Below are 967 nucleotides of genomic sequence, written 5' to 3' on the forward strand. Positions count from 1 at the left end.
GGCCGATGCCGACTGGATCGTGCTGCCCGGCTCCAAGCACACCAGCAGCGACCTCGCGTGGCTGCGCGCGCAGGGGCTGGCCGATGCGGTGTGCCGGCACGCCGCGGCCGGCCGGCCGGTGCTCGGGCTGTGCGGGGGCTTGCAGATGCTCGGCGAATCGCTCGCCGACCCGTTCGGCATCGACGGCGATGCGGCCGGCCTCGGGCTGCTGCCGCTGGCCACGCGCTTCGAGCGCGAGAAGCGGCTCGGCACCATCGAGTCTCGCTTCGAGACGCTGGACGGGCCGTGGGCCGCGCTGTCGCAGGCCGCGTTGCGCGGCTACGAGATCCGCCACGGCCGCACGCAGGCCACCGCGCCGCTCGCCGTTGCGCTGCGCAATGCCGGCGGCGAGCCGATCGGTTGGCAGCGCGGCAACGTGCTCGGGCTCTATGCGCACGGCGTGTTCGAATGCGACGAGGTGCTGCGCGCGCTGTTCGGCCGGCAGGCCCGCACGCTCGACGACGTGTTCGACGGTCTGGCCGATTTCGCCGAGGCGCACTTCGCGCCCGACTCGCTGATGCAACTTCTCCAACCTGTGCCGGACTGAACCATGCGCCTCGAACTGCCTTCCATTGCACCGACCCACGACGCCGCGCTCGCGCAGCGGTTGCAGCAGCGGCTGGACCGCAAGACCAAGCCGCTCGGCTCGCTCGGCCGCCTCGAATCGCTCGCGCTGCAGCTCGGGCTGGTGCAGCGCAGCGAGGCGCCGCGGCTCGTGCAACCGCAGATGCTGGTGTTCGCCGGCGACCATGGCCTGGCGGCGCGCGGCGTCTCGGCGTTTCCGAGCGACGTCACCTGGCAGATGGTCGAGAACTTCCTGGCCGGTGGCGCGGCCGTCAGCGTGCTCGCGCGCCAGCACGGTCTTGCGCTGACGGTGGTGGACGCCGGTGTCGCGCACGATTTCGCGCCGCGGGCTGGATTGATCGAC

Annotated in this window: 1 protein-coding gene and 1 pseudogene; both read left to right on the forward strand. The window is 72.4% G+C overall.

Annotated features, from left to right (window positions below; all coding sequences use genetic code 11):
- Positions 1-586: pseudogene (locus AC1D01_RS36475) on the forward strand (cobyric acid synthase); the annotation flags it as partial.
- A gap of 3 nt (positions 587-589) precedes the next feature.
- A partial coding sequence (locus AC1D01_RS36480) for a nicotinate-nucleotide--dimethylbenzimidazole phosphoribosyltransferase (protein ID WP_477874659.1) occupies positions 590-967 on the forward strand: 378 nt, incomplete at its 3' end.

It is taken from the genome of Rhizobacter sp. P3_B12, assembly GCF_056402895.1.